Source organism: Granulicatella sp. WM01, assembly GCF_004570605.1.
Taxonomy (GTDB): Bacteria; Bacillota; Bacilli; order Lactobacillales; family Aerococcaceae; genus WM01.
Genome location: NZ_SPPB01000004.1, coordinates 24,241 through 50,433, shown reverse-complemented (window position 1 = coordinate 50,433; position 26,193 = coordinate 24,241). Strand labels below are relative to the sequence as shown.

The following is a 26,193-nucleotide window of genomic DNA, read 5'->3' as shown; positions in this document are numbered from 1 at the left end:
CGTATTCTATAAACAATTAATCTTCATAATTTTATTAAAATTGCTAAACTAAATAGATCATTTTACAACATATCATATAACATCTCCTAAATAATAAATATATAGCTACAATAAACTTATAACCTTTCTTATATAATGTAATCACTTATCAATAAAATACTATGAACATGATTTATGTGTTTCACACGTTTTAGCATGTTTCATTGCACAACACGTCCGTTTATGTTGAATACGTTTTTTCTTTGTAATACACAAACGCCACCAACTTACTTGTTGTGTGTCAGTCATAGAAAATGGATATCCAGTATGTATCCACTCATGTGTAATCATTCTGTGCTGACTATAACTTTTTACTTTAAAATAATCACTTGTAGATGGACTATCAAATTGTTGGCATGCACTTAATACATATTCTATACCATCTGATTTTTCATTGAGCATCTCAATCATCTGCTCAATATCCTTCAATAAAATTAACGATAATAATCGTTCGAATCTTGCCTTTTCTAAAACTTTATTATCTACAACCTTTTCAATAGCAATCTCTGTTCGAATTTCTTTTGACAATAAATCCAATTCAGCTATAACGTCCATAAAATAATACGTTCCCTCATAAGCTTCTTTAACTCGTTTACTCTGCATTGTCATTCCTTTTGGAATAAACAATTCAATAAATAGCTCTCCATTAAGATTTAATGCATACGCTAATTTTTCAAATACATTTCTTTGCTCTTGAAATGTTTGAACATGTTGTAACAATCCATCTCCTGCAACAATAATATCAAAATCAGACAACTGAGCATCTAAAATATCTTTTTGTTCAATCGTACTATTCTCAAATCGTTGTGAAACATATTCTAAACATTTTACCATATCGTCACTTTTTTCTAAAAAAGTAACAGATGCTCCATTTTCAGCAAAAGATTGCCCTATTTTTCCTGTTCCCGCTCCAACATCTAATACACGTTTTCCTTGACATTCATTTGTATACACAAAAGAAGACGTCTGTCCACATAAATAGGGATACGCTTCTACTTCCAAACCGGAATATGCCTTTGTTTCACGTCGCTTCCGGTTACAAGCAGCCATTCCGCAATCATAGCACAACGTTCCTTTTAACTGACTTAAAGACATTTTTTCTGGAACACCATTTTTAGCATCTCCAACAAACGAATTATAAATAAATCCACATCTCTGACAATCATAAATTGGCATCATATTTCTCCTTTTCTGTTTAATCACTTACATTATACCATACCTTATTTAAAACCTTGTATAGCAATTTATCTCATTTACAAATAACATAAAAAAATAGATACCCTAAAACACTATTGTATATCTCCCCCACTAACAATACCTTTATAAAAAATAGAAAATTAAATGATTAACTAAACGTCTAAAAAATGATTTTAAATTCAAATGAGATATTTAACCATCTCATTTGAATTTATTTACATCTATTTGTAAAGTTGTCAAATGACATTTATTTTTTATCAAACTATATAAAAGTAATTAGATATAGAGAATATCATGCGCCTAAAATCGCATCCCACTATTTAATATAGAACAAAAATAAATACATCATATTAATAAATAACAAACGTTTTTTTATTATATAAAAATAATCGTGTTGGCAAACTTTTTTGTTCACCAACACAATTTATTGTACATCCATAAAAAACTGAATAACCCCTATACTTCATATCGTATAGATGTTATCCAGTTTTTAGTTTTATGCTATTATACGAAAAATCTATCAGTATCTTTCACTATAAACTTACCTATTTTAACGGCTCAGTTGCTGTCAATTCTAGTTTATGTAAATTATACTTATAGTTTGTTTCATCTACAGAAATATTTAAAGATTTTACACGCTTGTTAACAGCTGTTAGAGAAACACGGAACAATGTTGGAATAGCAAATGCTTCTTCATTCGCATAGGCTTGCCATTTTTGATAGGCCTCTTTTTGTTTTTCTGTATCAAACATATCCTCTGTAGAGAATTTTTTCAATATGTCATCATGCTCTGATGACACAAATCGTGTATAATTATTTGGGTTATTTCCCCAAAGCGTTTCTGGATTAGGATTCCCTCCGATTGACCATGCTGCTGAATAAACATCAATAGCTGGATCATCATTTTCAACTAAATCATAAAATGAATTAAATTCAAGCAATCTTCCATTTGTCAGCTGAACATCTAATCCTACTGCTTTCCATTGTTGGATATAATATTGTGCTTGTGCCTCTCCATTACCACCAGACATAAAAGCAAAATTAATTGTTAATTTTTTACCATTTGGATCTTCACGTAACCCATCACCATCAATATCTTTATATCCTGCTTCATCTAATAATTTAGTAGCTTTTTCAACATTGTAAACGTACCCTTCTAATTTACTGTCATAAAAACCATTAAAGTTTGGTGTAATTAATGAATTAGCACGTTTTTGTAAGACATCGTAAAAAGATGTTGCAAAAGAATCTAAATCTAAAGCATACCCCATTGCCTGACGTAATGATTTATTTGCCATTTTTGATTCCTTATCAAAAATAACATTTTCTGAAGTAGCATCCCATTTACCAACTTTAAACCCTAAATAAGAAATAGCATCGCTCCAATAACCTAAAATTGTAGCATTTTTTAATTTAGCAAATGCATCATAGTATTCTTTGGAAGTAGGAACCGCCATAATATCATAATTTCCACTAGCAAATTCTGAAGCAGCGTTATTGATGTTAACAACTTCAATAACAACATTTTCAATCTTTGGCTTTCCTTTCCAATAATACGGATTAGCTTCTAATATAACAGATTCTCCAGATACCACACTTTTTACTTTAAATGCACCTAACCCAACAGGATTTTTGCGTACAGCATCAGAAGCAGCCATATCCTTCACTTCCATCTGTCCAAAAATATGTTTTGGCATAGGGTTAGCCCAAAATCCTCCAGCTTGTATGACATCTGCACTTAATTCTTTAACTTGGAATGTCACAGAATAGTCATTATTCTTAGTAATTCCTGAAATTGTAGGCGTGATTCCTTCGTGATATTCTGCCATACCATCAATCATTTTCATATTGCTGTCATAACGTAATCCTTGGTACTCTTTATGTCCAATGACTTCAAAAGCAAAAATGTAATCGTCAATTGTCAATGGTTGACCGTCTGACCATTTAATATTTTCTTTAATAGTAACTGTAATAGTCTTTTTCTCTATATCATAAGTCAATTTACCAATACCAGAATCTGTAATTTTTAACTGATCATCATTTGAAAATAACGATTCATCGAAAAAGTCAATCACTTCAGAATCTACCGAATTTTGATAAAAAACACTATTCAATATTCCGGAGATTGGACTATCATTTATAATAGCGTATTTTAAAGTACCTCCTTGAATGCTTGTACCTTCATGTGTTACACTAGAAATCAACTCTTTATTTTGACTAGCTGTTCCATTATTATCTGTATTATTACATGCAGAAAGGCATGCTAGTGCTATTGCTCCTACAAAACACTTTTTGTATGTCACATTTAATTCCTCCTCTATTCTTATTAAATTATACAATACAATAAAATAAATTTAAAATCAATATTTTTCTATTTTATATATGATTTTCGCATATTTATTCATATTTATTCTGTTATATATTTTTCTTAGGGTGTCTATCTACCACATCGTGATGTTTTTCTAAAGCCAACTTCCCTTTTTCACTCAATAGAATCCCTCGAACGCTAAAATATGTCCCTAATTCTTCTTCTGTAAAATGATTTCTTAATACCTCATCCAATTCTACAGATTTTAATTTTGATAATCCTGAAACATGTTTCGCTTTCAATATTTTTTTCTTTTGTGTTGCATTAAGATGATCTAAGGAATCAAAAGCTGCTTCTTTCACAGCATATCCTTTTTCTAATAACATTTCTAAATGCTTAGCAGCATGAATACCATAGGTATACTCAAAATATTTAGGAAATACTGTTTCATTCGTAAATGTCCCAAAATGAATACGCCACAATAAAATAATATCTCCAGCCAATAATGAATCACTTAATAATTCCATATTGCGACGTGGAACAGGCTTAAATTCTTCTGTTGTTAAATCACGTTTTGGAGAAATATAAGGTTTAATTACATAATCATCATAATAAGCTATTGCCATCACCTTCTCTATCTTTTAATTATTAAGTTTATTTTAAGATAAAATTTGCAATAAATCAACTTTTTATACAAGTTGTTATACTGAATTTACTTGTTACATACATTAATAGGATTACTTTATTATTTGACTCCATACATAACTCTATTTTTTATCTTTCATTTGATAGTGAATTATTTTTATTTAAACTTACTGTTTTTACAATAAAAAATAAAAACACCTATTAGACATAGCAAACTAGGAAAAAATTTATGATTACATTTTTTAAATATAATAACTAAACACTAGACCATACATAATTTTGGAAAAGATTTTTACATTATGCTACACTACAGATATGCATAACATATATAGGAGGTAGACTATGAATATTACAGTATATTGTGGTGCAAATCTAGGAAATCGTCAGGATTACACGCATCATGCTATTGCATTAGGGAAATGGATTGCTCAACATCATCAACTCATTTACGGTGGAGGAAAAGTTGGATTAATGGGAATACTTGCCGATACTGTTCTTGAGAATGGTGGAAAAGTTATCGGAGTTATTCCAGAATTTCTTGTCGAAAGAGAGCTTGCTCATGAACATTTATCTGAGATACATATTGTAAAAAATATGCATGAACGTAAAGCAAAAATGATTTCATTGGGAAATGCTTATATTGCTCTTCCAGGAGGTCCAGGAACACTTGAAGAAATTTCGGAAGTTATTTCATGGTCAAGAATTGGTCAACATCATAATCCATGTATTTTCTACAATGAAACAGGTTATTTCAATTCTTTAAAACATTTTTTTGAAAATATGATATCTGAAGGCTTCCTATCTACAAAAGACTATAATAGTATTTTATTTGCTACGTCCATTCAAGATATAGAAACATTTATTCAAAATTATACTCCTCCTCAAATTAGACAATATCATTAAATTTTTACAAATTTAACTCTAAAATCTGTATAAAAATAAGTCGTATTGGTAAAGTAAAAAATTTACCAACACGATTATTTTTATGTCACAAAATCTGTTTTTTGTTACCAATCTATAATGAAAACTCCAAAATTTTTTCAACTGTAAAATAGTTTCTAGCCAAAGAATATAAACGCTATTTTATGAATTGGCACCTTGTATTAATCAATTATTTGCGTTTGAGCAACTTGTTTATACCAATATGCACTTTTCTTTGGATAACGTTTTTGTGTTTCAAAATCCACATAAAACAGACCATAGCGTTTTTCATATCCATTAGACCATGAAAAAACGTCCATCAGCGACCATAAAAAGTATCCTTTAACATTAGCACCGTCATGAATAGCATCAGCTATTACACTCAAATGCTGCTTAACATAATCAATCCTAGCGTCATCATAAACCGTTTCATCAACGAACTTATCTTTATACCCTAATCCATTTTCTGTAATATAAATCTTCTTATAATTAGGGTAATCTCGCTTAACACGCATAATTTGATCATATAAACCTTTAGGATAAATCATCCAATCCCAATCTGTCCTAGGCACGTCAACATTAAATTCACGTTGTCCCACACCTTTTAATTGATAAACAGCTTTTCCCTTCTCGCCTTTACTATTATGCGTAATTAACGTTTCTCCTTCAAATGATTTCATCCAATCACTCATATAATAATTAATGCCAAGAAAATCATTTAAATCTTTTGCTGCTCTTAAAATCGTAAAATCGTCTTTCTCAATAACTAATTCCCCACCATTAACAGATAGAATATGCTTAACACCGTCCATAGTGTCTTTAGAATATTCCCCTAAATACGTTGCATCTAAAATAAATTTATTGTGGATAATATCTTCTAATTCTGCAGCACGCACATCTTTTGGATTATCCAATTGACACGGATACTTAGTTGGTAAAGCATGTACCACACCAATTTCTCCAGAATAGCCTTTTTCTTTAAATAATTTAACAGCTTTAGCGTGTGCCAACATCATATTATGGTGCGATTGAAATACTTTAGAAAAATCATATTCAATACCCGGTGGAAATTTTCCAACAAGATATTGCCCATCACCTATTGGACCTATTTCATTAAATGTTGTCCAGTAATTTACCTCTGAAAATTCTTCAAAACAAAAAGCAGCATACTGAACAAAATATTCGATTGTATCTCGATTTAAAAAGTCTCCTTTATCATGCAATACTTCTGGTGTATCAAAATGATGTAAAGTGACAAACGGTTCTACATGTCGTTTAAAACACTCTGCAAATAGCTTATGATAAAACTCCACACCTTTTTCATTTACTCTTCCATATCCCTCTGGAAAAATTCGTGACCAAGCAATTGAAATCCGAATACCATTTATCCCAAATTGTTCGCTCAACTTTAAATCAATAGGATATTGATGATAAAAATCACTTGCAGGTTCAGCAGTATACCAATAGTTTTTCTCTAAATATGTATCCCATGCTACACGACCTTTTCCATCAATTTTGGTCGCACCTTCTGCTTGATAAGCTGCTGTAGCACCACCAAAGATAAAATCTTTAGGAAGTTTTTTCATAATCATCTCTCCTACTCTCATTCAAAATGTTGTTTAACAAATTCAAGAGCTCCTTTACCATCTCTTGTTAATTTTATATATTGTGCACCTTCTGTTTTTGCCAATTTAATCCCTAGACGTTCTGTGTCTTGTTTAATATCTTCATAATTAGACGCTACTTGAGGTGCTAAAACAACTAAATCATAATCTCCTAATATATCCATGTGTGCTCCATAACTGCCAGCATTTGCTTTAATTGGTTCATGATATTCTTGAGCTGCCTTTACTAAAGCATTCGCAAGTAGACCACTTGTTCCACCCCCAGCACACAATACTAAAACATTAATGGATTGATTTAATTTTTTTTCAGTTTCAGCAAGTGTATGTAAAGCAGCCTCTACCTTCTTAGGATTAAAATTAGCAGCTACTTTTTCTGTTAATTCATCAGACATTTTTCCTGACTGCTCTTCAGCTAGAATTTGATTATCATAAACTTTTAAAAATGGATAATAAATAAGAATATCCACTCCTACTAATATAAACGCTAATAAAACAGACCATATTCCAAATCCAGTACCTAATACAATTCCTAGTGGTCCTGGTGTTACCCATGGTAAATTCACTTGGAAGCTATTCATTCCTATAACATCAACAAAGAATTTAAAAATCCATACATTAGCAATAGGTGCAAAAACAAATGGAATAAAAAATACTGGATTTAATACGAGTGGTGCTCCAAATAAAATCGGTTCATTCACGCCAAAGAAAGTTGGCACAACAGAAGCTCTACCTATTGCTCTATTCCGTTTAGATTTGGTCAACCACATAAACATAAATGGAACAACTAAAGTAGCCCCGGTTCCCCCCATTGTAACAATAAACATTTGTGTCCCAGATGTAATCAATTTAGAGGCATGCTCACCTGCTTGTACCAATTTAAGATTTGTTTCAACATTAGCATACAACATTGCAGCAATGGCAGGTTCAACAATAGACGGTCCATGAATACCAACAAACCAAAATAATGCGTACGCTCCAAAAATGATTGTAATGCCTAAATAACCTTCTGCTGCAGTAAATAAAGGTTCAAAAATTTTTGAAACGGACTCTGCTACACTTACTCCTATATTTGCACGCACAAACAAATCGATTCCGTATAATACAAAAATAACAAGTGAAAACGGAATAATATCTTTAAACACTTGAGAAATATTGGGTGGGACTTCTTTAGGCATTCTAATAGTAACATTATTTTTTACACAAATATAATAAATATTTACTGTAACAAATGCAGCAAGAAAAGCCGAAATAAGCCCTTTTGTTCCCATAAATCCACTGGCAAATCCACCATCTAAACTATCTGAAGCTAAAAGCAAAAAGCCAGTGATAGATGCAGCCATTGTTGATAAGAAATTAATCTGATTTGTTTTATCTAAGCGGCGATTAAATGAATCCGTTAAAGCTTTTGCGCTTGTCCCAGCCACTAACAAAGCAATAACACCCATTGTATACGTATAAGGTTTCATAATCATATCTACTGTTGCATCAGACCATTTTATCCCAAAAAGATTAGGTACAAATGCAATCAACAAAAAAATACTAGAAAATAAAATCACTGGCATACTGGCAATAAATCCATCACGAATAGCACGTAAATAAATATTTCTAGACACTTTTTCAAAAAATGGTTTCGCTTTTTCAATTTGAGCAATTAAATTTTTCATGACTCTGCTCCCCTTTTATACAATTCAATGATATGTTTCATCAAATCTTTTAATAATAATGTTGTCATCAAATGATCTTGTCCATGCATTAATGTTACACTCAATTCAATGTGATCACCTGAGGCTTCTTTAGTCAATAAACTTGTCTGGGCTTTATGTGCTTCTACAATAGCTTGGTTGGCTTCTTCAATAAGTTGATCTGCTTTATCATAATTCCCTTGCTGAGAAGCATTAAGTGCTTCAAGTAGCTTAGATCTTGCTTCACCAGCAAATGCTACAATTTCAAAACCTAATAATGTTGATTCCTCTCTATTCATCTTTTTTCTCCTTTTACATTCTATGCCGTTAGAAAAGACAATCCTTTTCTTAAACTTTACAATTTTAACACCTATATCGTTTATTAGTTTCCAATTAAATAAACGCACGAAATATACAATACATTTACATGCACATTTTACTTATTTCTATACCCATGGCATTCATATTTATATCTAATTCACTTAATAGTATTCCCTATAAACATACATTATTACGCTTTATATTCTCCACGTTCCCATTTTTCCAAAAATTCATTAAAAAAATTAGGATCTTCTTGATTTATATGCAAAGATTCAAGTGCCGAAAGTTTATCAATAATCTGTTTTGTTTCAGTTGTTTCTTGATATTCTGTTTGAATAAACGATTCAATAATATCACACATTAATAATTCACCAATAATTTTTCCGCCAAATCCAAGAACATTAGCATTTAATGTCTTTTTAGCATACAATGCACTTGTCATATCACGAACTAAAGCTGCGCGAACACCAGGTACTTTATTCACCGCATTTGTAATGCCTACACCCGTTCCACAAATACAAAATCCTAAGTCTGCCTCTTTACTAGCGACAAGTTCTCCTACCTTTTTTCCATAAATTGGATAATGTGTCCTTGTGAAATCATATGTTCCAACATCAATGACTTGATGTCCTTTACACTTTAGAAAATCTGATACCGCTATTTTAATATCTGTGACAATATGATCACAACCGATTGCTATTTTCATTTAATTACCTCTATATCTTTAGCACATTTTATTTAACATATCTACACGAATTTGATGTCTTCCACCGTCATACTTGCCATGAATAAAGCTATCTACAATATTTTTGGCTAGTGCATGTCCAACAATTTCACTTCCTATTGTCATAATACGTGAATTATTATGTTCACGTGTCATATACGCTGAACGCTCATCAGATACTTGGGCAGCTATCATGCCTTTTAGTTTAGTTGCAGTCATAAAACTTCCTACACCATAAGCATCAATAACAATCCCTAAATTATTGTCATTTTTCTTGACTTCTTGTGCCACATGCAATGTTGCATCAACGAAATCACATACATTTTGTCCTGTCACATCAATACAATGTTGTCCACTTTCCTGTAAATGCCTTTTAATGACTTCTTTTAACTCATTCCCTACTGAATCAGATCCAATAACGATTGCCATAACGTCATATACCTCCTTTCTTTAAGAATAAATTGCAAGCACATAGAAAACGCTTTATTTCCTATGTATATCATTTTATACTTTTTCAAACATTTTGTCAACAACTTTTGTTGTAAAAATGTTACTTTTTTGTTCGTAAAACTTTTTTATGTTGCTTTTTACAAAAAATAAACATCTTTCACATGTTTTTCAGCTAAACATATAAACCTTATTGTCAAACATACTTTAATAAACTATTTATATAAATAGAATGCACTATCGCTATTTTAATAACCTATTTTATATATACTTAATTAATAAATCTTTGAACACATTTCTATAAAACATTCTGTTTCCTCTCATTTTATCCAATAGACAACTATTATTCTCAATTAAGTATTGTGCTATATTATCATAATAATCTAAAAAAACTGTCTGGTATTTTCACAACTAAATGAGGATACCATACAGTTTTACATTTATTTCTATCTAAAATAACTATTCAATTTGTTCTCAAACTGATTACCATCCAAAAAATTTGAATGTAACACGATTTAAACATAATATAACTATTTTTAAAATTTTATCCAATTTTTCTTATCAAAATATAAATAATATAATTTTTACCTAAAAACTATGGACTAGAGTGATATGTACTAAATAAATTAAGTATAACGTATATCATAGTACATACTTTATATAGCGTAATTTTTCTCCTATTTATCATATTATACTTTGATGCGAGTCTATGTTATGTCTACATAGATTAAAACATTAAAAAATAGCCTATTCAGTAATAATTGTTGTAAATTCTGATAAATTTTGTAATTTATCCAGATCTTCATTATCACTAATAAGTGCCGTAATATTGGTCAAATAATAAAATGTTGTAAAATCTTCTTTTCCAATCTTAGAACTATCTAGTAATAAATAACATTCAACAGAATTTTTTAATGCAATTTGCTGCGTATAAGCTTCAGCAAAAGACGATGTCATAATTTCATTTCCTTTTACAGCATTGCCACTGAAAAACATCTTATTAAACTTCATCTTTTCTAAAATAGTATTCGTAATCTCACCAACAAACGATTCCGTGAGTTCTCTCATTTGCCCACCTAATAAAAAAACTTTAAATGTTTCAGATTTCTTTTTAAATAAAATGTTAAATACCGGATAACAGTTTGTCACAACAGATAAAGTTTGATTATTAATTTCTTCAGCCAACAATTCTGCCGTTGTCCCCGGACCTAGAAAAATAGTATCTCCCTCTTCAATTTTTTGCGCTGCTAATTTTGCAATATATCGTTTTTGCTCCATGTTTTGTGCATGTTTTTCATGATGCGAACGTTCTCTTTGTCTAAGCGCTACTTTACTTTTAGCTCCACCATGCGTTTTAATAAGGACACCTTGTTTTTCAAGTTCCATTAAATCACGACGCACTGTCATATCCGTCACATTTAACATTGACACAATATCCGCAATTCTAATGCTTCCTTTTTCATTAACTAACTTTGTAATTTCTTCTAATCGTTTATATTTATTCATACAATTAACTCACTCTATAATATTTTCATCATCATCATTATATACTATTTTTTAAACATTCACTAGCAAATACTAACAAAAAGTAAACAATTTAATTTAAAACCACCTTTTTTAAATTAAATATACGCTTTTATTTTTTAAATATTGCTAAGTCAAACTTGTTATAACTAATTTATCTATTAAGTTTACGCCTTTTATTTTTTATATAAAAATCCAAAATATCTAACCAATTTTAACCCCCTAAAAAAATCATTGTCATCCCCCGCTTATAACACAAAAAGCCGTAGAAAACTCTACGGACATATCATAAATAAATGCGTACTGCACTTATTTATCAGATTATTTTATTTAAAATTATTTTTTACTAGCTGCATTATAACGTTCTTCTGCTTTAGCCCAGTCAACAACATTCCAATATGCATCAATATAATCAGGACGACGATTTTGATAGTTTAAATAATAAGCATGTTCCCATACATCTAATCCTAAAATTGGTGTTTTTCCATCTGTTAATGGTGAATCTTGATTAGCTGTAGATAATACCTCCAATTGACCATTAGAAACAACTAACCATGCCCAGCCTGAACCAAACCTAGTTTTAGCTGCATTGTTAAATGCTTCTTTAAATTGATCTATTGTTCCAAATGTGTCTTCCAATGCTTGTTTTAAATTGCCATGTGCTTCTCCACCATTTGCTGATAATGATGTCCAGAAAAACGAATGGTTAGCATGTCCGCCACCATTATTTCTTACTGCTCCACGTATTGAATCAGGTAACTCATCTAAATGTGTAACTAATTCTTCAACCGTTTTGCTATATAACTCAGGCGTTTGATTCAAAGCATTGTTTAAATTTGTTACATAAGTTTGATGATGTTTTTCATGATGAATATGCATGGTTAATGCATCAAAATGTGGCTCCAAAGCAGTGTACTCATAAGGTAATTTTGGTAATTCGAAAACCATAAATAGTCCCTCCAAATTTTATTTTATATACACAGAGTAACACAATATGTGAAGAATATAAAGTGTTTTGCAATATACTAATGTGTATCTTTATTTTTCAAATTGGGTAGGTGCACAAGTTGTGCCCATTAAGTCATTAATATCAAATATATATTTATTGTCTTTAGTTAAAAATAATGGTATCCCGATAAAACCCCATTTTTTAATCTCATCAAATTCTGGGCGATTATCACGTAAACGTAAAAATTGTTTCAAATGAGCAGGGTTTTCCAAAATATCTACTTTTTCATATTCAATACCTTGTTTATCCAGTTCCTCAATAAAAGGCGGACAATCTGGACACTTTGGTGTATAAAATAAAGTATGTTTAGACAATATAATCAACTCCTTTCTTGTTTATTATATACCGAATTGATGACTTTTACCCTAAAAATGACTGGAAAACAGTATCTCCTAAAAAAATACCCCGTTTTGTTAATTTAATATACCCATCTTTTTCCTCAAGTAAACCTTTATCTATTAAATCATAAATAGTTTGACCATATACTTCTTTTACTGGAATAGCATATTTTTTTAAAAATAATTCCTGACTAATCCCTTCAATTTGACGTAATCCTAAGAATAATTCTTCTTCCATAATTTGTTTTTTACTCAAGTTTTCTTTTGAAAAAATGGGTAATTGGTTTATTTTCAGTGGATCCAAATAATGTTGAATAGGTCCATTATTTTTATAGCGCATTGCCTCAATATAACCATGAGCACCAGCACCAAATCCAAAATAATGTCCATTTTGCCAATACGTTTTATTATGTATAGATTCATATCCAGATAAAGCAAAATTACTAATTTCATACTGTTTTCTTCCTGCACTATCTAACATTTCCATGGCTAATTCATACATATCAGCATCCTCATCATCACTTGGCAAATGTAATTTTCCCTTACGCATTAATTGATAAAATACTGTCTTATTTTCTAAAATAAGTGAATATACTGCATAATGTGGCAAATCTAATGACAATGCCTGTTGTAAACTTTCTTTAAATAATGGAATAGTTTGTTTAGGTAATCTAAAAATTAAATCAATACTAATATTTTCAAAACCAGATTTCCTTGCTTGGTCAACAGATTTAAAAATATCTTTTTTTGTATGCACACGCCCTATTTTTTTCAAAATCTCATCATGAAATGACTGAACTCCCATACTCAAACGGTTGACACCATGATATTTTAATACTGCCATCTTTTCCTTGTCTATATCTCCAGGATTAGCTTCTACACTAAATTCTACTAACCTATTAATCGGTAAATATTTATGAACACCCTCTAATAAACGATCTAGTTGCTTAGCTGTTAAACTAGTTGGTGTACCTCCACCAATATAAAGTGTATTTATCTCATAATCAGGATAATTTGCCATTGTTAAAGACATTTCACGAACTAATAAATTAACGTACTCATCAACAGGTTGCCCTTCAATAAACACTTTATTAAAATCACAATAATAACAAATATGCTCGCAAAAAGGTATATGAATATACGCTGAAACAACCTGTTTTTGACGTAAATGACTAGTCATTTTCTACCATTCTCCTATCCATTTTAGCCTTATTCAATTTCCTTATTATAATAGATTTTCTAAAAAAAAGATACTTCAACACCAGATAATAAAATATCTATGCACAAGACATTCAGAATTTTTGTTAAATTATGTAGGTTAAGACAAGATTTTCTTACTTAATCATATAAAAAATGTGTTGGTAAACTCTTTTTCTTGACCAACACATTTTATTTCATACTCAAAATGCATAACTCTCACAACTAAGTGAATACATCATGCACATTTTAAATCTAATACCAATTTTTTATTGTTCTTTTTGTGGATCTTCATAAAAATGAATAACAAATTCCATATAATCTCCAATTCGCTTAAAAGAATATGAAATATTATGCTTATCCAAAATCTGTTTGACAATAAACAAACCTAAACCAGTTCCACCATCTTTTCTATTTCTGCTATAATCTGGACGATAAAAAGGATTGAAAATGTTTAAAATTTGCGTTTCATTTAAAAGATGTTCAGCTTGATTTTTTATAATAAGTTCTCCTTTATGCAATAACAATACAATATTCCCATTAGATTTAGTATATCGAAATGCATTATCCAGTATATTTTTTATCGCTTTTAATAGAAACATTGCATTTCCTTTAATGGTTATATCTTCATCCATAGATACTTTAAAATGATACTGACGAACTTTTGCTAATACATAGTACATTTCTAATTTATTTTCTAAAAGTGTCTTTATAGAAATAAGTTCTTCTTCATGCTCAGCAGGAATCTCTAATTTTGATAGAGATAAAATAGATTGTACTAGTTCCCTTTGCTCATCCAAAATGTCCTGGCACTTCAATAAATATTTATCTCTATCTTTAAAATCTCCTACATTATAAATCATGCCATCAATAATGCCTTGCAAATTAGAAATCGGTGTTTTCAATTCATGTGACGTCACCCTTAAGAACTCTGATTTTTCTCTTTCCAACTCTGCCACTTTTTCTATCTCACCTTGAAGTTGATTGATAGTCATTAATAACGTACTATACAAACTATTAATATCTTTTGCTAAATCAGCAATCTCATCTCCACCTTCAATTTGACAAGATAAATCTTGTTCTAAAGTCTTCATTTGACGTGTAATTTTTGAAATTCCAATAATACGCCTTGTCGATATACGGCTAAATATATATGAAATAATCCCTGCGATTAATAGTGAAATAATCAATAAAAATGGGTAAAGTGTCAACAACACATGACTCGTTTCAGAGATGGGTTGAAGGGAATATCTCCCTATTAATTGAAATTTCGTACCAGTAGACGTTAGAATAGTGCTATGCAATGTTTGAGTGCTGACACTTTCCCCAGAGCTATCTAGCAATGGATAAATATATACTCTAAAATCTTCGTTACTATCTATTGTATACATAGGATAAATAGTCGAACCATTTGAATCTTTTAAACTCAAATTAATACGGTTTGTTGCCTCATCATATTGAGATATAGAATTGACAATTTGCTCTCGAGTATTCCCATTCAACTGCGTTACTATAGTATTAAAAGTACTTTCCATTTCTCCCATTTTTAAGACTTTATAATATACTGGCAATGTAAAATAAAGAATTGATAAAATTGTTGTGACAACAATAAAAACAATCATTGTCATTAACAAGAAGTGCTTTTTGACTAAACTAATATTACATTTCATTCAAGCGATAACCTTTTCCTTTAAACGTTTCTAAAGGAATTCCTTGGATTTTTTTACGAATATTTTTAATATGGTTATCTAATACTCGACTCTCAAATTCTCCATATCCCCAAACATACTCCATCAATTGTTCCCTTGGTACCAAACGATTTTTTCGTTTAGATAAAAACTCTATAATTTCATACTCTCTTTTTGTAACATTAACTTCTTCTCCTTGCCAGTACACCATACAACTGTCTAACAAAATATGTAAATTTCCTACTGTTAAGGTTTTTGGAGTTTGAATTTGTCGAAGTACATTCTCAATACGTTTCATTAAAATAAGGGGCGAGAACGGTTTAGTGACATAATCGTTAACCAAATGATTGAAACTAATTAGTTGTGTATACTCATCATCAAGAGCTGTTATCACAATAACAGGAATTTGCGATGACTGCCTAATCTCCTTCAAAACATCTAATCCACTTACTTTAGGTAACATAATATCCAAAAGAATTAAATCATATCCTTCTTTATAACAATCTAACGCTGCTTGGCCATCAAATACAGCCGTATATTCATATTGATGTTCTTTTAAAAATTCACAAATAACTTGACTTGTTATTTGATCATCTTCAACGACTAAAATTTTATACATAGTTTCTCCTCTTTAATTCTATATTTGAATTATTTACTGTAAATAATTCTGACATTTTTAATCTGTTTCTTAATATATCCTATATAAAAATCTCATAAACTGCATAAAGTAGAAGAACCCTATAGGTAATTTGAATCCCCTGTTATTAGTCATGTTTATCTTATACAACTAATTTTAAATAAATGAGAAATCATCGTTACTGCATTGTAGAATAGTTCTACACTTCTATTGTTACTTTATTTACAGATAGTTCCCTCAGCATACTCTCTGACGTTACTATCATAACAGACCATTCTAACAAAAATCTAAAAATCTTCTATCTTTTTTCTGTTTTTTGATATTCTTTCACAATTCATTTGTATTTTTATATCGAATTAACCTCTTTTTTGTTACATATTACACATAAAATTTACACTTATTTTCCTTATATTTCATATATTTTTATGAAGATATGGCATCTCTTTGCTGAAAAATTGTTTAACTTCATATTTATCTTGATTTAATTGTCTAATTAATCCCTCAATATGATTAAACTTAATTTCTTTACGCAAACGTTTATACCATTTTATAGAAACATTCTGTCCATAAATCATCTCATTAAATTCAAAAATATTGACCTCAATACTCACATGTCGATTCTTTTCAAAAGTTATATTTCGTCCAATAGATGCCATACCTTGATACCATTTTTGATGAACTTTAATCTGAACTGCATAAACTCCTTCCATTAATAATAATTGCTCCTTATTCCATTCAATGTTTGCAGTTGGAAATCCAATTGTTCGTCCTCTTGCATCTCCATGAATAACTATCCCATCAATTTGATAAGCTCTACCTAGTAACTGATTTGCTTTTGGCAAATCTCCAGCTAATAAAGCATGTCTAATCACTGTAGAACTAATTTTTTCATGATTTAATTCAACACTATCAATTTCACTTACCTTAAAACGACCTTTTTCCAACGCTTTTAATGTATAAATATCACCCGAAGCATGTTTTCCAAAGCGATAATCAAATCCTGTCACAATATGTTTAGCACATAATGGAACAAGATACTGATCAATGAACTGATTTGGTGATAAACGAGAAAATTCTTGAGTAAATGACACAATATAAAAAATATCTACCCCTAATTTCTCTAATTGTTTAATTTTTTGTTGCCGTGTTGTTAAACTATAACCTATACTATCTGGATTAAAAAATTGTCTAGGGGATTGATCGAAGCTCATAACAGCTAATAATTCACTGTGTGTATTTGCAATTTTTCGTCCATTAGCAATGACAAATTGATGTCCTAAATGTACGCCATCAAAATACCCTAACACTAATGTTTGTTTAAGTGCATCTATTTTTTCCACATCTTTAACTGTTTTTAATTCAATAACTTTCATAAATCTCCTTTATTTTCAAGCAGCATTTTCTTTGGTTTTATCATATTTGAATATTTAGTATGTTTATCATAAAATGCTACAATTTTTTGTTGGTACGTGAAAAAAATAGGATATGATATGCCCTCTATTACTTCAACAACTGCACCGTTTCTTACTCTTTTCCACAATACATCATCTATTTCATACGTTTCATATTCCAAAAACACTTCTTCAATCGGCAAAAGATGCCTATACCGTTCTTCTAAAGATAATTTTTCTAAATCGCTTATTTTCACGCATTGCTGCTGCGATATTCCGGCACTTTTCAGTCGTGTTAAATCACTCATGTGTGCAGGATAACCTAAAAGTTTGCCTAAATCAACTGCCAAAGTTCTAATATATGTGCCCTTGCTACATGTTACACAAAATTTCCACGACACCGTTTGATTATCATGCACAACAACATCACTAATTCGCTTAAATTCATAAATACTAACTTTCCTGCTCGGTCGTTCAACAGTCTGATTTGCTCTAGCATATTCATACAATTTCTTTCCATTTACTTTAACGGCAGAATACATTGGAGGAACTTGCATAATCTCTCCTGTCATTTTTTGCATTATGCTATCAATTTGTTTAGCAGTTGGGATTTCAACTACTGCACTTTGCTCAATAATCTCTCCTGTACTATCTTCCGTAGAAGTTGCTATTCCCAATGTTATTTCGCCAGTATATTGTTTAGCAGAGTTTAACATAAATTCCACCATCTTAGTGGCACTTCCAACGCAAATTGGCAATACTCCATCAACATTTGGATCTAAAGTACCTGTATGTCCGATTTTTTTTGTTTGAAATAATTTTCTTAGTTTATAGACACAATCGTGACTTGTCATGCCTCTTTCTTTCCATAAAGCTAATACACCATTCATATCTTTTTCCTTTTACTTTCTTTTCATCATCAGACAGCTACAGTCTTGGCACATATTATAACATAATATGTACAAAAAGATATGTATTTGTCTACTATTTAAGTCAATTCTAATACAAAATAATATAATAAATGTTATCCTTTCCCTCCACACTATCATAGATATATTTTTTAATGTATGTACTGAGTCTTACATAAAAATTCTCATTTTTTATCATTTCCCTACTTTTTTATAGAATATGTTAAGATAGACCTTTTTCACTCTTTATAACTTACTTAATACATTATTCTACTTTGTATCACTTTTTCAACATGTACAACGTTCCCTAGAATATGCTCTTGTTTTTTGAAAGTATCACGTCATTTTATATCTGTTTTGTAACCTATCCTTTAAATGCCTTATACCTATTTCTCGTATTTTTTTATGCTTACTTTCCTAACTATTTCTCATATTTCTTTACACTTGCTTTTATAGTTATTTCTTATATTTCTTTATACTTATTTTTATAACTATTTTTCATGTTTTTTATATTACTTTTTTCGGTTTTCCTATTCTTTATACTTGATTCCTTCAAAATCTAATAACTCTTTTTTTAAATCTAATCCTAAACTAAATCCAGTTAAATGTCCCGATTTTCCAATAACACGATGGCATGGAACAAAAATGAATACTGGATTACTGCCTATTGCTCCACCTACGGCTCTACATGATTTTGGACGTTGAATTGTTTCAGCAATATCTTGATAAGTTTTTGCTTGACCAAAAGGGATTTTTTGCAGAGCTTGCCAGACTTCTTGCTGAAAAGATGTTCCTTTTAAATGAAGTGGACAATCAAATTGTTTCCTTTTTTTAGTGAAGTATTCTATAAGTTGTTTTTGATAAATAGATTCTTCATTATATATGGCTTGTTGATAAGATGACGTTTTTTCTATATCAACAGAACACAATCCTTGTTCATCAAACAGAAGGTAATAGACTCGATTTTGCCAGTTTACGATTGAATAATACATAGTATTCCCTTTCTTAGTATATCATATTTGAATCTTTTCTCGTTTAATTGTACACTTTATATACTTTAAAGAAAAGGAAGATGCTATATGGTCAAATTTACTTATAAAAATCCAACAAAACTTATTTTTGGACAAGGACAACTTTCAACGCTTGCCAATGAAATTAAAGCATTCGGTAAAAATATTCTTCTTGTCTATGGTGGTGGGAGTATTAAACAAAGTGGCTTATATCAAAATATTCAAAAAGAATTGAGCCACTTTAATGTATTTGAATTATCAGGTGTAGAACCTAATCCACGTGTCACAACTGCTCAAAAAGGTGCAAAACTTATTCAAGAACACAATATTGATTTTGTATTGGCAGTAGGTGGTGGGAGCGTCATTGATTGTACAAAATTAATTGTTGCAGCTGCCCATTATCAAGGAGATGCTTGGGATATTGTTATCGGCAAACATATACCTACTCAAGCAACACCTTTTGGAACAATTTTAACATTAGCTGCAACTGGTTCCGAAATGAATGCAGGAAGTGTTATCACAAATGAAAAAACTCAACAAAAATTAGGATGGGGTTCTCCTTTAGTCTATCCAACATTTTCAATTTTAGATCCAACCTATACTTACACGCTTCCTACACATCAAAGTATAAATGGAATTATTGATATGATGAGTCATTTAATTGAACAATATTTCAATGAAGCTGAACATACACCTGTTATGGATGGAATGATTGAAAGTATACTACGTACTATTATTCAATATGCTCCTATTGTTGTGGATAATCCAACAGACTATCAAGCCAGAGAAACATTAATGATGGCTGGAACTGTTGCTTTAAATGGATCTTTACGTTGGGGATATCTTGGAGATTGGAGTTCACATGCTCTAGAGCATGCTATTAGTGCAGTCTATGATATTGCACATGCTGAAGGCTTGTCAATTATCATGCCAAATTGGATGTACTATGTTATGCCAAAGCATATTGAACGATTTGAACAATTTGCTAAAAATGTTTTTCATATTCATAAACACACACCGTATGAAACGGCTAAGGCTGGGATTGATGCTCTACAACAATTCTGGAAATCACTAAATGCACCTACACGCTTATCTGATAAACATATTGATGCGAGTTGCATTGAACAAATGGCTAAACATTGTACTGAAAATGGTTCTTTTGGTCGATTAGAAATATTAAATTTCGATGACGCACTAGCTATTTTTAGAAATAGTTTATAAAATAACCGTATAAAAGACGAGAATTTACAATCTTGATTAGCAATAGATCGACTAAACATCTAAAATAGGATTTCTGAACACATTTTAAACGCAAAAACACTCCTGTTGGAATTGCCAACAGGAGTGTTTTTGCATCTATAGTTGATTAAAATACGTTTTTACTTCTGAAATAAAGTAAAGTGATCCTGTAAAGATAATGACCGTATCCAATTGATGTGCAATATCTAGTTGAATAGCACTTTTCCAGTTTTCAATAGGGACAACATGAGGAGAAATTTGATTTAATTCTTCTAAACTTGCAGATTGATTGTATTCAAAAGTTGTTACGTATGTATCAAACGTTTTAGCAAGTAGACTTAACATACTTGAATAATCTTTACGTGACAATGCTCCGAAAATTATTTTAATTTTTTGAGTTGGAAATTTTTCTTGAATGGTATCAATCAATGCGTGAATACCTTGTTCATTATGTGCTCCGTCTATATAAATCATAGGTTTCTCATAAACTTTTTCCATTCTTCCCGACCAATGCGTATGCAGTATCCCTTGCTTAGCTAATTCAACGTTAAAGCCTTCATTCAAATAATGTTTTGCAGCAGCAAGTGCCAATGTTACATTGAACAATTGATGTTTACCCACTATAGATGTTTGAAAAGTATTTCCGTCAAATTCAAATGTAAATCCATTAGGAAGCAGTTGATACTTGTTAATTACTGATTGATAAGGATAAAGATGTATTGGGCTTTTCTTTTGAGTGGCAACTTCTTTGAAGATTGCTAGACAGTTTTCAGGCACCAGACTAATAAATACAGGAACATGTTCTTTAATAATCCCTGCCTTTTGTCTAGCAATATCTTCAATCGAATTACCTAACATACCTAGATGATCTATTCCAACACTTGTGATAATCGAAAGTTCTGGTTGTACTACATTTGTTGTATCAAATAACCCACCTATACCTACTTCAACTAAGGCAATATCTGGTTGATGTGTGGCTATATATAAGAAAAATAGGCATGTAAATAATTCAAATTGTGTCAATTGATATTTTTTAAGTTGATTTAAATACGTTACGATTTCCTCATCTGAAATCATGCAATGGTTTATTTGAAATCGCTCATTAAATGTTAATAAATGTGGCGAGGTAAATGTTGCAACATTTAATCCATGTTCTTTCAAAATATGTGATAAAAAAGCAATTGTAGATCCTTTACCGTTCGTTCCTGTCACATGAATAACTGGAACTTTAAGGTGAGGAGAACCTAATTCTTTTAACACGGCTTTTACATAAGATAAATCAGGATTTGATTTTCCTGTTGGCTGTGCGTATAGCCAGTCTAATGCTTGTTTATAATAATCAATCATAATGTCCCCTTCATAAACTGTACTGTAAATATAGTACCTTGTTCTTTATTACTTGTTACATGTATTTTTGCTTTATGTGTTTGCGTAATTGTTTTAGCAATAGATAACCCTAATCCATAACCAGACACATCACGCTGTCTTGATTCATCAACACGATAAAATCTATCAAATAAATATTTCAATTTATCATGTGGAATAATTTCACCTTTATTTTTTATTTTTAATATGCCGCTTTTTAGCACAGTGATTTCAATTTTTTCATGTTTATCAGAGTATTTAATAGCATTATCTAATAAAATAACAATAAGTTGTTTTATTTGGGTTGTGTCTCCATAAATAATAACTTTATCATTAATGTGAAATAGTAATTCTTTTTCTTGTTCAAATGCAATAGATTCTAACGGCAAAGCAACTTCATACACTAAATCGGATAAATTAATTTGTGTAAAATTCAGTTTAATTTTTCCATCATCACTATTGGCTAAAAATAATAATCTTTCCACTAATTCTGTCATACGTCTTGTTTCATCATGAATATAATTAATAAATTTTAATCGTGACTGAATGCTTTCTTCTGGGTGTTCTTTTAATAATTGAGCATTGGCTGAAATCGTTGCAATAGGTGTTCTTAGTTCATGAGAAGCATCTGAAATAAAATTTTTCTGACTTTTCCATGCTTCTTCAATTGGAACCATTGCCCAATTGGCTAATAATGTACTACTAATCCATACTAAAATAATCGCAGTTATCCCAATAAGTAACGTCATAAATAATGTTTCTCTAACACGTTTCACATCGTACGTTATTTCAACGAATGCAATATCCGAATCCGATGACAAATATTTAAATATTTTTTGATTATATTCAATATATCCTGATGTATCTGTAGCTAAATGGAGAATATCATTTACAAAACGGTCAGATAATTTATAATAAGTCCCAACAACCTTCTTTTCTGACGTAATTTTAAAAGACCACCTCATATCTGTTGATAAACTTTCTATTTTAAAGGGATCAATTAAAATAATATCAATATTTTCATCTGTTTTTAACACATGATTTAAGGTACTATCTACTCGTTTTTCCATTTGATTATGAATACTATAATATAATACGCTAGAAACGGTCAGCACAATAACACCAAAAATAGTCACAGTAAATAAAATAAATTTATATTTTAACTGTTTTAACATGGCACATTCCTTTCTCAAAATGATTATGCTTTTTCTTCTAAAAAGTACCCTACTTTTCTAGCCGTTGAAATGGTTACTTTACTTGATAAAAATTGAAGTTTTTTTCTTAAAAATGAAATATATACTTCAACATTATTATCTTCAGCATCTGAATCAAATCCCCAAACACGTAAAATCAAGTCCTCTTTTGGTAAAATTTGATTTTGATTAATAAGTAACAATCTCATGATTTCAAATTCTTTTGGACCTAAACGAACCGATTTTACTCCACATTCTAAAACCTGTGTTTTTTGTGAAAGTGTAATGTCAACATAATGAATATCATCATTAATAACTTCCCCTTTACGTCTTGAAATCGAGCGTATTCTTGCCAATAATTCTTCTTTTTGAAATGGCTTGGTTAAATAATCGTCTGCACCACTATCTAAACCTCTCACTTTATCTTCTACTTGATCTTTAGCTGTTAGCATTAAAATAGGTGTTGCATTGTTTTCTTTTCTCAATAAACTTACAACTTGTATTCCCGTCATTTTTGGAAGCATAACATCTAGTATAGCAGCATCGTACGTATCACTTGTTAAGTAATCGTAAGCGTCTTGACCATCATAAACAACGTCAACCAAATAATTTTCCTCTATGAACATTTGTTTAAGCGTGTCTGCTAATCTTTTTTCGTCTTCAACTATCAATATTTTCATAAGTCACTCCTATAATTAGATTAAAAAAACATCCCTATCCCTATTACTATTTTAACATATTTTTAACGAACATTGTAGACATAATAAAAAAACAGAGGTATTTTATTCCTCTGTTTTTAACGAATGTAGTTCGATGTTATGGTTTGATATATTTTTAATTGACTAAATCCATAACCTATCAATATTCCTATAAAATTGGTTATGCAATCTCCAAAATCAAATATACCTAGATGTCCAGTATATTGCACCGTTTCAATGAGCAATAATCCTAATATAATATAAATCCACTGTTTTTTCATTTGCTTAATCATAAATCCAATAGGTATAAAACATAGAATATTCATTACTGGATACGAAATACTCCCATTTTGGATTTCCCACAAAAATGATAATGGATCAAGTTCATAGCCTTGTAAACCAATAGTTTTGAAAAACAAAATATAAATAAGTACGATAAAATATATCCATTTTAAATAAAAAACATGAATATGTTTAATGTACTTGTATTGAATAATAAACAAGCATACACGAGATAAGTACGTTAAAATAAAAATAGCAATGACATGTACATAAATAATATGACTGTAGCTAAAGAAAATAGTACGTAAAAGATAATCATATAATATATATCTATAAGCTAAATAACATACAATCAATAATATACACCATAATCCAATCTCTACATAATTACATTTCTTCTTCAAAACACTCACCTCCTAGTAACAAAAAGAAAAGTAAGTCTATTGACTCACTCTCCTTTTGTCGTTAGTCTACAAATATTGGATTAAAGTTTTCTTTCCAAGGTAACCCAAATTCATTTAAAGCATCCATAAATGGATCTGGATCAAATTCTTCAATATTGTAAACACCCGCTTTATTCCATTTACCAGTCAAAATCATGGCAGCACCAATCATTGCTGGAACACCTGTTGTATAAGAAATTGCTTGTGATTTTACTTCTTGATAACATTCTTGATGATCGCAAATGTTATACACATAATAAGATACTTCTTTTCCATCTTTGATTCCACGGAAAATATTTCCTATATTTGTTTTTCCTACTGTTCGTGGTCCTAAACTAGCCGGATCAGGTAATAAGGCTTTTAAAAATTGTAATGGTACAATTTCTTTTCCTTCATACATAATTGGTTCAATTCCTGTTAGCCCAACATTTTCTAATACTTGTAAATGAGTTAAATAACTTTGTCCAAATGTCATAAAGAAACGAATACGTTTCAATCCTTTAATATTTAATGCCAAAGATTCTAATTCTTCATGATACAGTAAATACATATCTTTTTGACCTACACCATCAAAATGATATTCACGTTTAATTTCCATTGGTTTTGTTTCAATCCATTGTCCATTTTCCCAATAACGTCCATTAGCGGTAACTTCACGAATATTAATTTCTGGGTTAAAATTTGTTGCAAATGGATACCCATGATCTCCACCATTACAGTCTAAAATATCAATTGTATGAATTTCGTCAAAGTAATGCTTTTGTGCATAGGCAGAAAACACACCTGTCACACCTGGATCAAACCCTGAACCTAATAATGCTGTTAATCCTGCTTTTTCAAATTTTTCACGATAAGCCCATTGCCAACTGTATTCAAATTTAGCAGTATCCTCTGGTTCATAGTTTGCCGTATCTACATAGTGAACACCTGTTTCTAAACACGCATCCATAATAGATAAATCTTGATATGGTAAAGCCACATTAATAACGATTTCTGGTTTATAATCACGAATAAGTGCCACTAATTCCTCAACGTTATCTGCATCAACTTGTGCAGTTGTAATCTTTGAACGTCCCGCATAAATACCTGATTCAATTGTTTCTTTAATTGCATCACATTTTGATTTTGTACGACTTGCAATCATAAATTCTTCAAACACTTCTGAATTTTGTGCACATTTGTGGCACACCACATTAGATACGCCACCCGCACCAATAATTAAAGCTCTTGCCATTATCATTCTCCTTTTCATGACTAACTAGAATAAATTAATGCTAATTAGTTATTTTTTCTGCTTCTTCTTTTGAAATTTCATAACCTAATGAACAAATAGGACATGCTAAATAATACTACATACTAGTT

24 protein-coding genes are annotated in these 26,193 nt (G+C 30.5%); 2 read left to right on the top strand and 22 right to left on the bottom strand.

The window, feature by feature from the left end; translation table 11 throughout:
• Positions 1–159 precede the first annotated feature (159 nt).
• From E4T68_RS01420 to E4T68_RS01410, 3 genes are all read right to left on the bottom strand, one after another.
• Complete coding sequence (locus E4T68_RS01420; RefSeq protein ID WP_167753765.1) at positions 160–1,215, bottom strand: methyltransferase; 1,056 nt, start codon at positions 1,213–1,215, stop codon at positions 160–162.
• 566 nt (positions 1,216–1,781) lie between these two features.
• Positions 1,782–3,539: an oligopeptide ABC transporter substrate-binding protein gene (locus E4T68_RS01415; protein WP_167753764.1), complete on the bottom strand. Its 1,758-nt coding sequence runs from the start codon at positions 3,537–3,539 to the stop codon at positions 1,782–1,784.
• Positions 3,540–3,651: 112 nt separating this feature from the next.
• A complete protein-coding gene (locus tag E4T68_RS01410) occupies positions 3,652–4,170 on the bottom strand; it encodes a hypothetical protein (protein WP_135123389.1) in 519 nt (172 codons plus the stop codon).
• A gap of 361 nt (positions 4,171–4,531) precedes the next feature.
• On the opposite strand from E4T68_RS01410, the gene E4T68_RS01405 reads away from it, so the two are divergent.
• On the top strand, positions 4,532–5,092 hold the full coding sequence (locus E4T68_RS01405) for a TIGR00730 family Rossman fold protein (protein WP_135123387.1): 561 nt from the start codon (positions 4,532–4,534) through the stop codon (positions 5,090–5,092).
• A gap of 200 nt (positions 5,093–5,292) precedes the next feature.
• Here the strand turns inward: E4T68_RS01405 and lacG are convergent, their stop codons facing one another.
• The 14 genes from lacG to E4T68_RS01335 all read right to left on the bottom strand — a co-directional run bounded on the left by lacG (position 5,293) and on the right by E4T68_RS01335 (position 19,593).
• Positions 5,293–6,696 (bottom strand): 6-phospho-beta-galactosidase, encoded by a 1,404-nt coding sequence (gene lacG, locus E4T68_RS01400; protein WP_135123385.1) that lies wholly within the window; start codon positions 6,694–6,696, stop codon positions 5,293–5,295.
• A gap of 17 nt (positions 6,697–6,713) precedes the next feature.
• On the bottom strand, positions 6,714–8,399 hold the full coding sequence (locus E4T68_RS01395) for a lactose-specific PTS transporter subunit EIIC (protein ID WP_135123383.1): 1,686 nt from the start codon (positions 8,397–8,399) through the stop codon (positions 6,714–6,716).
• A complete protein-coding gene (locus E4T68_RS01390; RefSeq protein ID WP_135123381.1) occupies positions 8,396–8,716 on the bottom strand; it encodes a PTS lactose/cellobiose transporter subunit IIA in 321 nt (106 codons plus the stop codon). The genes E4T68_RS01395 and E4T68_RS01390 overlap by 4 nt, the downstream gene beginning before the upstream one ends.
• Positions 8,717–8,928: 212 nt before the next feature.
• A complete protein-coding gene (gene lacB, locus E4T68_RS01385; RefSeq protein ID WP_135123379.1) occupies positions 8,929–9,444 on the bottom strand; it encodes a galactose-6-phosphate isomerase subunit LacB in 516 nt (171 codons plus the stop codon).
• 18 nt (positions 9,445–9,462) lie between these two features.
• Positions 9,463–9,891 (bottom strand): galactose-6-phosphate isomerase subunit LacA, encoded by a 429-nt coding sequence (gene lacA / locus E4T68_RS01380; RefSeq protein WP_135123377.1) that lies wholly within the window; start codon positions 9,889–9,891, stop codon positions 9,463–9,465.
• A gap of 765 nt (positions 9,892–10,656) precedes the next feature.
• Complete coding sequence (locus E4T68_RS01375) at positions 10,657–11,415, bottom strand: DeoR/GlpR family DNA-binding transcription regulator (RefSeq protein ID WP_135123375.1); 759 nt, start codon at positions 11,413–11,415, stop codon at positions 10,657–10,659.
• Positions 11,416–11,769: 354 nt separating this feature from the next.
• On the bottom strand, positions 11,770–12,381 hold the full coding sequence (locus E4T68_RS01370; protein ID WP_135123373.1) for a superoxide dismutase: 612 nt from the start codon (positions 12,379–12,381) through the stop codon (positions 11,770–11,772).
• Positions 12,382–12,471: 90 nt separating this feature from the next.
• Entirely contained in the window at positions 12,472–12,756 is a 285-nt protein-coding gene (locus tag E4T68_RS01365; protein ID WP_167753763.1) for a glutaredoxin domain-containing protein, read from the bottom strand.
• A gap of 46 nt (positions 12,757–12,802) precedes the next feature.
• Positions 12,803–13,960, bottom strand: a complete 1,158-nt coding sequence (hemW, locus tag E4T68_RS01360; protein WP_135123369.1) for a radical SAM family heme chaperone HemW — start codon at positions 13,958–13,960, stop codon at positions 12,803–12,805.
• A gap of 286 nt (positions 13,961–14,246) precedes the next feature.
• Positions 14,247–15,635, bottom strand: a complete 1,389-nt coding sequence (locus E4T68_RS01355; protein WP_135123414.1) for a HAMP domain-containing sensor histidine kinase — start codon at positions 15,633–15,635, stop codon at positions 14,247–14,249.
• 1 nt (position 15,636) lies between these two features.
• Complete coding sequence (locus E4T68_RS01350; protein WP_135123367.1) at positions 15,637–16,284, bottom strand: response regulator transcription factor; 648 nt, start codon at positions 16,282–16,284, stop codon at positions 15,637–15,639.
• A 431-nt stretch (positions 16,285–16,715) separates the two neighbouring features.
• Positions 16,716–17,675, bottom strand: a complete 960-nt coding sequence (ribF, locus tag E4T68_RS01345) for a riboflavin biosynthesis protein RibF (protein WP_135123365.1) — start codon at positions 17,673–17,675, stop codon at positions 16,716–16,718.
• Positions 17,672–18,583, bottom strand: a complete 912-nt coding sequence (truB, locus tag E4T68_RS01340; RefSeq protein WP_135123363.1) for a tRNA pseudouridine(55) synthase TruB — start codon at positions 18,581–18,583, stop codon at positions 17,672–17,674. The genes ribF and truB overlap by 4 nt, the downstream gene beginning before the upstream one ends.
• Before the next feature lie 548 nt (positions 18,584–19,131).
• Entirely contained in the window at positions 19,132–19,593 is a 462-nt protein-coding gene (locus E4T68_RS01335) for a methylated-DNA--[protein]-cysteine S-methyltransferase (RefSeq protein ID WP_135123361.1), read from the bottom strand.
• Between the two features lie 87 nt (positions 19,594–19,680).
• Between E4T68_RS01335 and E4T68_RS01330 the strand changes: the two genes are divergently transcribed.
• Positions 19,681–20,832 carry an iron-containing alcohol dehydrogenase gene (locus tag E4T68_RS01330; protein ID WP_135123359.1) on the top strand — a complete coding sequence of 384 codons (1,152 nt, stop codon included), beginning with the start codon at positions 19,681–19,683 and terminating at the stop codon, positions 20,830–20,832.
• Between the two features lie 135 nt (positions 20,833–20,967).
• Here E4T68_RS01330 and E4T68_RS01325 read toward each other — a convergent pair whose 3' ends face one another.
• From E4T68_RS01325 to E4T68_RS01305, 5 genes are all read right to left on the bottom strand, one after another.
• Positions 20,968–22,197 (bottom strand): folylpolyglutamate synthase/dihydrofolate synthase family protein, encoded by a 1,230-nt coding sequence (locus E4T68_RS01325; RefSeq protein WP_135123357.1) that lies wholly within the window; start codon positions 22,195–22,197, stop codon positions 20,968–20,970.
• Complete coding sequence (locus E4T68_RS01320) at positions 22,194–23,390, bottom strand: cell wall metabolism sensor histidine kinase WalK (RefSeq protein WP_135123355.1); 1,197 nt, start codon at positions 23,388–23,390, stop codon at positions 22,194–22,196. The genes E4T68_RS01325 and E4T68_RS01320 overlap by 4 nt, the downstream gene beginning before the upstream one ends.
• Before the next feature lie 23 nt (positions 23,391–23,413).
• A complete protein-coding gene (locus E4T68_RS01315; RefSeq protein ID WP_135123353.1) occupies positions 23,414–24,088 on the bottom strand; it encodes a response regulator transcription factor in 675 nt (224 codons plus the stop codon).
• 116 nt (positions 24,089–24,204) lie between these two features.
• On the bottom strand, positions 24,205–24,792 hold the full coding sequence (locus tag E4T68_RS01310; protein WP_167753762.1) for a VanZ family protein: 588 nt from the start codon (positions 24,790–24,792) through the stop codon (positions 24,205–24,207).
• Positions 24,793–24,853: 61 nt separating this feature from the next.
• Positions 24,854–26,065, bottom strand: coding sequence for a saccharopine dehydrogenase family protein (locus E4T68_RS01305; protein ID WP_135123349.1), 1,212 nt, complete (start codon positions 26,063–26,065; stop codon positions 24,854–24,856).
• Between the last annotated feature and the right edge of the window lie 128 nt (positions 26,066–26,193).

Coding starts and splice junctions, on each gene's coding strand:
- truB (WP_135123363.1), bottom strand. CDS start 18,583: ATGAATGGTGTATTAGCTTTATGGAAAGAAAGAGGCATGACAAGTCAC.
- ribF (WP_135123365.1), bottom strand. CDS start 17,675: ATGAAAGTTATTGAATTAAAAACAGTTAAAGATGTGGAAAAAATAGAT.
- E4T68_RS01370 (WP_135123373.1), bottom strand. CDS start 12,381: ATGGTTTTCGAATTACCAAAATTACCTTATGAGTACACTGCTTTGGAG.
- E4T68_RS01410 (WP_135123389.1), bottom strand. CDS start 4,170: ATGGCAATAGCTTATTATGATGATTATGTAATTAAACCTTATATTTCT.
- E4T68_RS01330 (WP_135123359.1), top strand. CDS start 19,681: ATGGTCAAATTTACTTATAAAAATCCAACAAAACTTATTTTTGGACAA.
- E4T68_RS01395 (WP_135123383.1), bottom strand. CDS start 8,399: ATGAAAAATTTAATTGCTCAAATTGAAAAAGCGAAACCATTTTTTGAA.
- E4T68_RS01325 (WP_135123357.1), bottom strand. CDS start 22,197: ATGATTGATTATTATAAACAAGCATTAGACTGGCTATACGCACAGCCA.
- E4T68_RS01315 (WP_135123353.1), bottom strand. CDS start 24,088: ATGAAAATATTGATAGTTGAAGACGAAAAAAGATTAGCAGACACGCTT.
- E4T68_RS01335 (WP_135123361.1), bottom strand. CDS start 19,593: ATGTATTATTCAATCGTAAACTGGCAAAATCGAGTCTATTACCTTCTG.
- lacB (WP_135123379.1), bottom strand. CDS start 9,444: ATGAAAATAGCAATCGGTTGTGATCATATTGTCACAGATATTAAAATA.
- E4T68_RS01405 (WP_135123387.1), top strand. CDS start 4,532: ATGAATATTACAGTATATTGTGGTGCAAATCTAGGAAATCGTCAGGAT.
- hemW (WP_135123369.1), bottom strand. CDS start 13,960: ATGACTAGTCATTTACGTCAAAAACAGGTTGTTTCAGCGTATATTCAT.
- E4T68_RS01420 (WP_167753765.1), bottom strand. CDS start 1,215: ATGCCAATTTATGATTGTCAGAGATGTGGATTTATTTATAATTCGTTT.
- E4T68_RS01305 (WP_135123349.1), bottom strand. CDS start 26,065: ATGGCAAGAGCTTTAATTATTGGTGCGGGTGGCGTATCTAATGTGGTG.
- E4T68_RS01350 (WP_135123367.1), bottom strand. CDS start 16,284: ATGTATAAAATTTTAGTCGTTGAAGATGATCAAATAACAAGTCAAGTT.
- lacA (WP_135123377.1), bottom strand. CDS start 9,891: ATGGCAATCGTTATTGGATCTGATTCAGTAGGGAATGAGTTAAAAGAA.
- E4T68_RS01375 (WP_135123375.1), bottom strand. CDS start 11,415: ATGAATAAATATAAACGATTAGAAGAAATTACAAAGTTAGTTAATGAA.
- lacG (WP_135123385.1), bottom strand. CDS start 6,696: ATGAAAAAACTTCCTAAAGATTTTATCTTTGGTGGTGCTACAGCAGCT.
- E4T68_RS01390 (WP_135123381.1), bottom strand. CDS start 8,716: ATGAATAGAGAGGAATCAACATTATTAGGTTTTGAAATTGTAGCATTT.
- E4T68_RS01320 (WP_135123355.1), bottom strand. CDS start 23,390: ATGTTAAAACAGTTAAAATATAAATTTATTTTATTTACTGTGACTATT.